Here is a 7,263-nt window from a genome sequence, read left to right on the forward strand (position 1 = left end):
GGTCAGATCGTTCACAGCGCCGTCGGCATCGCCACGAACGACCTCGCCGATGATCCATGCCGGTATCCCGCGCGCGGCGAGCAGATCGAGAGCGGCCGAGGCGTCACTATCGGCCAGGACCGCGACCATCCCCACACCGAGGTTGAACGTCCGTTCCATCTCGGCCGCCGCAATACCGCCACGCTCGGCGACCAGAACGAACAGGGGCGGCGGTGCCCAGGTGGAACGATCCAGGCGGGCGGTCATCTCGGCGGGAATCACCCGGGCCAGATTGGCCGCGAGCCCACCACCGGTGACGTGCGCGAAGGCGTGGACGTCCAGCGCCGCGGCCAGCGCCAGGCAGTCACGGGCGTAGATCCGCGTAGGGGTGAGCAGAGCCTCGCCAAGAGTGACACCCAGGCTGTCCTCATAGCGCTCCAGAACGGCCCGCCCCTCGGCCGACACCCCGCCCGCGCCATCGGGATCGACCGGGCCGAGCAGCACATGACGGACCAGGGAGTAGCCATTGGAATGCAGACCTGACGAGGCCATCGCCACCACCGCGTCCCCGGAGCGCACCCGCTGCGGGCCGAGCAGCGCATCCGCCTCCACCACGCCGACACCGGTGGCAGCGAGATCGTAATCGTCCGCGCCCATCAGGCCGGGATGCTCAGCGGTCTCCCCGCCGACGAGTGCGGCGCCAGCCTGCTGGCAGCCGAGCGCGATCCCGGCGACGATCGCGGCGATCCGCTCCGGGACGACGGCACCGCAGGCGATGTAGTCGAGCAGGAACAGCGGTTCAGCGCCACAGACCACCAGGTCGTCCACGACCATCGCGACCAGGTCGACACCGACGGTGTCATGCCGGCCGACGGCCCGCGCAACAGCAATCTTCGTACCGACGCCGTCGGTCGACGAAGCGAGCAGGGGACGCCGGTAACGGGTGACGTCGAGCGCGAACAGCCCGGCGAAGCCCCCGAGCGATCCGACCACCTCCGGGCGGGTGGCCCGTGCGACGTGCCCGCGCATGAGGGCGACCGCCCGGTCCCCGGCGTCGATGTCCACGCCCGCGTCCAGATAGGACACGTTCGTCGCAGGCCGGCCAGGTGGCACGTCCGGGGCACTCGGGCCGGCCCGACCGACCGAGCTGCCCGAACCGGGCGGCGGCGCGCTCACCGTTGCCGCGTCGCCGGGCCGGCGCTGTCGACGGGCGTCCCCGCCCGCAGGGCGTCCATCAGCACGCCGCTGTCCAGTGGAGGATCGCATGCATGGTCCGCGCGGGAGCCGGCGGGCGGCCCGGCGACCGGCGGCACGTCGTCGGCCCCCTCCAGCAGATACTTGCCGAGATGGTCGGCGTGCGGCAGCGCAACCGGGTAGACCCCGTCGAAACAGGCGCGGCACAGCCGCTGTGCCGGCTGGCGGGACGCCGCGACCAGGCCGTCAAGGGACACATAGGCCAGGGAATCAGCCCCCAGCGACTCCCGGATCTCATCGATGCCGGCACTGTTCGCGATCAGCTCGGAACGGGTGGCGAAATCGATGCCGTAGAAACACGGCCAGCGCACCGGCGGCGAGGAGATCCGCACATGTACCTCGATGGCGCCGGCCTCGCGCAGCATCCGCACCAGGGCTCGCTGGGTGTTACCACGCACGATCGAGTCGTCGACGACGACAAGCCGACGGCCGTCGATGACGTCCCGCAGCGGATTGAGTTTCAGCCGGATCCCGCGCTGACGGATCGTCTGCGACGGCTGGATGAACGTCCGTCCCACGTAGGAGTTCTTCACCAGCCCATCGCCGTACGGAATGTGGCTGGCCTCGGCAAAGCCGACCGCCGCGGGCACGCCCGACTGCGGCACCCCGATCACGAGATCGGCCTCGGCCGGCGCCTCGCGAGCGAGTGTCCGGCCGACCTCGACCCGGGTCGCGTGCACCGAACGGCCCGCGATCGTGGTGTCCGGACGCGCGAGGTAGACGTACTCGAACAGGCAGCCGTGCGGTGTCGCCGGTGCATACCTGCGGGAGCGCGGCCCGCTCGCGTCGATAACGATCAACTCACCCGGCTCGACCTCACGGACGAAACCGGCACCGACGATGTCGAGGGCGGCCGTCTCGCTCGCCACGACCCAGCCGGTGTCCGCTCCGTCCCCGCCGAACCGGCCCAGGACCAGCGGATGCACACCATGGGTGTCCCGGGCCGCGTACAGGGTCGACGTGTCACAGAACACCAGCGAGAACGCTCCGGCCAGCCGGGGCAGCACGTCCATGGCCGCCTCTTCCAGCGTCGGGCCGGGATGCGCGGCCAGCATCGCGGTGATCAGATCGGAGTCCGTCGTCGCCCGGATCCTGCCCTTGACCGGGTCGACAAGGTCCGCGGCCAGCTTGACGGTGTTGGTGAGGTTACCGTTGTGGCCCAGCGCCACCTCCCCCCCGGTCCGTGACGATCGGTAGGACGGCTGGGCGTTCTCCCAGGTGGACGACCCGGTCGTCGAGTAACGGGTGTGCCCCACGGCGAGATGGCCCGACAGGCTGGCCAACGTCATCTCATCGAAAACCTGGGCGACCAGGCCCAGCTCCTTGAAAACGAGGACTCTGCGGCCGTCAGCGACGGCCATACCCGCCGCTTCCTGCCCCCGATGCTGCAACGCATACAGCCCGTAATAGGTGAGGTTCGCGACGTCTTCGTCCGGCGCCCACACGCCGAACACCCCACAGGCGTCCCGCGGGCCCGGATCGTCGGCGTACTCACGAACCAGGTCCTCGCCACCAGGATGTCGAAGATCGGCGAACTGTCTGTCGCCGCGGGGGGCATCCGCTGCATCGGGGGAGATCGCAGGCCGGGCGGAGATGGACATCGAACAGTCGCCGACGTCGGGCAACACGGCTCCTCGGGACGTCGTTTGTCTGGTCCGCGGTCCACGCTAGCAGCGTCAGCCCGCCCGGCACCCGTCGATCTCCGACTCATGCGGGACGCCACGAACGGATCCGCTCCGGGTAGCCCCATCAGGCGCCTGGGGCGCGCCCACGACGGAAACGGCCGGTCAGCCGGTCAGCCGATCTGCCGTACCGAGCCGGGCAGCAGCGGGAGGAACGGCAACGGGAGGAACGGGCGCAGATCCGCGCGGGAGCCGCTGGCCCGCACACGGCCGTCCGCCACCGCATCCACCCAGCTCAGGCGGCCCACGACGACGTCGACGAAGGTGACCGGATCGGTTTCGACCACGTTCGGCGGAGTGCCCCGGGTGTGTCGTGGGCCCTCGATTACCTGTATCGCCGCGAACGGCGGCACCCGTACCTCCACGCAGCGTCCTGGAGCGCGCGCGGCGAGCAACCCGATGATCGTCCGCACGGCGATGCGCAGCGCGTCCCGGGCCGGATCGACCCCCAGATCAAGACCGTGGACGACACCGTCCAGCACCAAGGTGACCAGAAAGTCCCCCAGCCGCGTCCCGCCCGCCGCGGTCATGACCGGACGCGCCAGGTCGGCACTGTCGAGCTCGGCCACGGCCGCGGCGACGCAGCCGCGCAGCCGCGGCCGCAACCGCAACAGGTCGGCAGCTGGCAACCGGTCCGTGTCTGGGGGGGAGGTGCCCGCAATCGCCGCGGCAAGCGCGTCCGCCGCCCCGAGGACATGAACGACATGGTCCGCGATGCTCCAGCCGGGCAGTCTGCCCGGCCGTGCCAGCTCCTCATCGGCCAGCGCGTCCACTCGCTGGGCGATCCGCTCCCACTGGCCGGCAACCGCCGGCACCAGTTTCGGATCATCACGACGAGCCGCGGACGCCACGTTCCCGATTATCGGCCGCCGCCGGGCCGGCTGGCGGCACCTGGTATCCCAGCCAACCGCCACCGAAGAGGAGGATGGAGCGATGGACGCGCAGCCATACGGGAACGTGATTGTGGACGCCGACAGCGGCAACACCCAAGCCGGCCCTCTTGACCACCGGCGGCGCGCGAACCAGGATGATCGCGGCACCTCCGGCCAGCCCGGCGGCCAGCCCGGCGACCCGTTCGGGACGGCGGCGATCCAACGCCGGGTGCTCGACGCCTGGGCGGCATCTCCGGCCCGGTTCCGTGAGGACGCGAACGCGGAGGAGGACGCCGCTCGTGGCGCCTACCGCGACCGGCTCGTCGTCGAGCTGCTCCAGAACGCGGTGGACGCGGCCCATACCGCGGCTGTCCCCTGCCGCGTTCTGATGACGCTGACCAGCGACAGCGACAGCGCGGCAGAACATCACAACGGGATACTGGAGATCGCCAATACCGGGACGGGGCTGTCCGCGGCCGGAGTCGAGTCACTGTCGACCCTGCGCGCCTCAGCCAAGCGCGACACAACGGCTCTCGGCCGTTTCGGGGTCGGTTTCGCCGCGGTTCTGGCCGTCAGCGACACCCCGTCGATCGTGTCCCGGCAGCCGGTGGGTTCCTGGGGGGACCGCAACCACCTGGGCGGTGGCATCGGCTGGTCGAAGCAGTCGACGATCGACGCGATCAACGCGCTCGGCGAACCGGCTCTTGACACCGAGCTGGGCCGCCGCGACGGCGCGGTCCCCGTGCTGCGCCTTCCTTTCCCCATGATGGACGCGCCGCCACCGCCGGATGGTTACGACACGGTCGTCCGGCTGCCCCTGCGTGACAGCGCCGCGGAAGCGCTGGCCCGCTCGTTGCTCACGGGCCTGGACCCCACGCTTCCCCTGCTGATGCCCGGGTTGTCCGAGGTCACCATCGTGATCGACGGCACGCCCGCAACCCTGACCTGTGGCTGGGCGTACCCGGCGCCAGGCGTGGAGCACGCGCTGCTGAACGGCGAGCGGTGGGTCGGCCGGGTCCGACGCGGCGTGATCCCCGCGGGCCTGCTGGCCGACCGGCCGGTGGAGGAACGTTCCCGCACCGGATACGCGGCACGGGCGATGGTTCGCGAGGGCGGCTGGCCCGATGACGTGCCCAGGCTGGTCCGCGCGCCGCAGCCGACCGATGAACCGCTGTCCCTGCCGGTGCTGGTCAGTGTGGACCTGCCCCTCGAACCGTCCCGCCGGCACACGGTCGCCGGTCCGCTGCGGGACTGGCTGGTGGACCGGCTTGCCGAGACAGTCGTCGACCTGGCTGTCGACCTTGGCAGCGCCGGCCCGGCCGCAGCTGACGACCCGGCCACAGCTGACGGCCTGGCCGCGGCCACCCCGCCAGCGTCTGACACCCCGCCAGCACGCCATGACGGCCCCACCCCGGTGGCCCCGGCCGCGCCCGACCTGCTAGCCCTGATCGCCGCCGAGCCCGGCACCGGGAACCCGGCACGGACCACGCCGGAGGCCGACGTCCGCGGGGTGTTCGCGGCACTCGCGGGTAGCGGCCATCCGCCCGCGCATTCCCCGCTGGCGGCGCTCGAGCTCGTCCCGACCGGGCTGCCTGTGGGGGAGGTCGACGGCAGGCTGCGGGATACGCTCAGCCAGCTCCTTCCGGACGCGCCGATGCTGCCAGGCGGGCGCCGTGGATCCGCCTGCGTCGTGTGCGACCTCGGCCCGGCGACCGACGCGGTCACCGCGCTGCTTGCCTGCGGGCCGGTCACCGGCCCTGGCGACACGCTCCCCGACGCACCCCCCGACGCGCCCGATGGGGGCGGCAGCGTGGACGGTCTGCTACCAGCAGACTACGCGGCCCGCCGCTGGCGGTCGCCGCTGGCGCTGCTGGGAGTACAGCGGCTCGGTACCGCTGAGGTAGTCGAGATCCTCACTGAGCTGCGCCGGCCACCGGCGTGGTGGGCACGTGCCTATGCGGCTCTCGCGCATGCTCCGGACCGGGACGCTCTCGGCGCCCTGCCCGTCCCCTTGGCCGTGCCGACCGGGGAACAGCCCACCGGCACGAGTACCAGCACGGAGACCGGCACGGATGCGGATGGGGCCCGGCTCGGCGCCCGGATGGTCACCGGCCCGCGTGGCGTGCTGCTCCCCACGCCCGAGCTGGACGTCACGGCATTGATCGACTCAGGTCTGCCGCTGCGGGTGGTGCATCCGGACGCCTGCGTCGGTGCCGCCCGCGGCATCCTGCGCACCCTCGGCGCGGTTGACGGAACCCCGGTGAGCGTGCTGCGTGACCCATCCATCGCCGACGCTGTCGCGGACCTCGATCCGGACGTGGCTGCCGACGCTGTCCGCGCGCTGGCCACGGCCGTCCTCGCACTCGTGCGTGACGCCGGCCTCGATCCCGCTGGCGCGGTCGGTGAGCTGCCGTGGCTCGCCGATCTGCTCCTCCCTGACGCCGACGGGGATTTCAGCCCCGCTGGTGAGCTGTTGATCGCGGACGGCCCCCTCGACCGAGTGCTCGCGACGGACGCGCCGTTCAGCGTCCTCGCCGATGACTTCGCGCGGGCGTGGCCGATACGGGTGCTGGAAGCGGTCGGCGTACTGCGGACCTTCGCCACCCTGCGGGCTGACGGCATTCGGCTCGACCCGGACGAGCCGACGCTGCTGGAACTGGACGACAGCGATGCCTGGGTGGAAGAGCTGACCACCCGTCTCACCGCCGGAGCCGCGCACGAGCCGAGACATGCCGCGCCGGCCGCGCCACCAACACTCACGACCTTCCGCGCCGTGCGGGACCTGGAACTCGTCGACACGTCCCGCTGGCCCGAGGCGCTCAGCGAGCTTGCCCAGCCGCCCCTGCGGGAGGCGGTCATGCACTCCGAGCGGATCAGCCAGCCCAACCGGCCGGTGGGAGCCGGCGCTGACGTCGACACGTCGTACACCCGCTGGTGGCTGTCCCGGCACGCGCTTCTTCCCGTCGCCGGATCGACCGCGGTCCTGCCGCCGGCCGAACTGGCGCTGCCCGGCGCGGACCCGCTGCTCGACGGGTTGTTCGCACCCGCCGCGCCGCTGCCCGGCGTGGACGTCGACCTGCTGCGCCGGCTCGGTTGCCGGCTCACCCTCGCCGATGTCCTGGACGACTCCGATGCGCTGCTCGATCTGCTCGACCGGCTCGGCGACACCGATCGGGACGTGCCGTGGCCGGCCGCGCGGACGCTCTACATGGCCGCGGTGGAAGCCACCAAGATCCCTGATAATACCGATAAAACAGACAGCGACGACACCGACAGCAACGGCGGCGACCGGCCGACCGGCATCGATCCCCCGCTGACCGTGCGTACCCCGGACGGGGTGGTGCGGACATCCAACGCCGTGATCGTCGATGCGCCGGACCTGCTGCCGCTGCTCGGGACCGGTCGTAGCGCCCTGCGCATGCCGCTGGACCGGGCGGCCGAAGCTTCCCTCGTCCTCGGCGTGCGGCTGCTTTCAA

At 71.8% G+C, this 7,263-nt stretch carries 4 protein-coding genes; 1 reads left to right on the plus strand and 3 read right to left on the minus strand.

The features are described 5' to 3' along the window. The 3 genes from purM to MJ785_RS15710 all read right to left on the minus strand — a co-directional run. A partial coding sequence (purM, locus tag MJ785_RS15700) for a phosphoribosylformylglycinamidine cyclo-ligase (RefSeq protein WP_239381509.1) occupies nt 1-1,092 on the minus strand: 1,092 nt, incomplete at its 3' end. 59 nt (nt 1,093-1,151) lie between these two features. Beyond that, complete coding sequence (purF, locus tag MJ785_RS15705) at nt 1,152-2,834, minus strand: amidophosphoribosyltransferase (protein ID WP_370651445.1); 1,683 nt, start codon at nt 2,832-2,834, stop codon at nt 1,152-1,154. Nucleotides 2,835-3,028: 194 nt separating this feature from the next. Continuing rightward, a complete protein-coding gene (locus MJ785_RS15710) occupies nt 3,029-3,766 on the minus strand; it encodes a sterol carrier family protein (protein WP_239344874.1) in 738 nt (245 codons plus the stop codon). A gap of 82 nt (nt 3,767-3,848) precedes the next feature. Here MJ785_RS15710 and MJ785_RS15715 point away from each other — a divergent pair. Then, a partial coding sequence (locus MJ785_RS15715) for a sacsin N-terminal ATP-binding-like domain-containing protein (RefSeq protein ID WP_239381507.1) occupies nt 3,849-7,263 on the plus strand: 3,415 nt, incomplete at its 3' end.

Source organism: Protofrankia sp. CiT1, assembly GCF_917627335.1.
Taxonomy (GTDB): Bacteria; Actinomycetota; Actinomycetes; order Frankiales; family Frankiaceae; genus Protofrankia.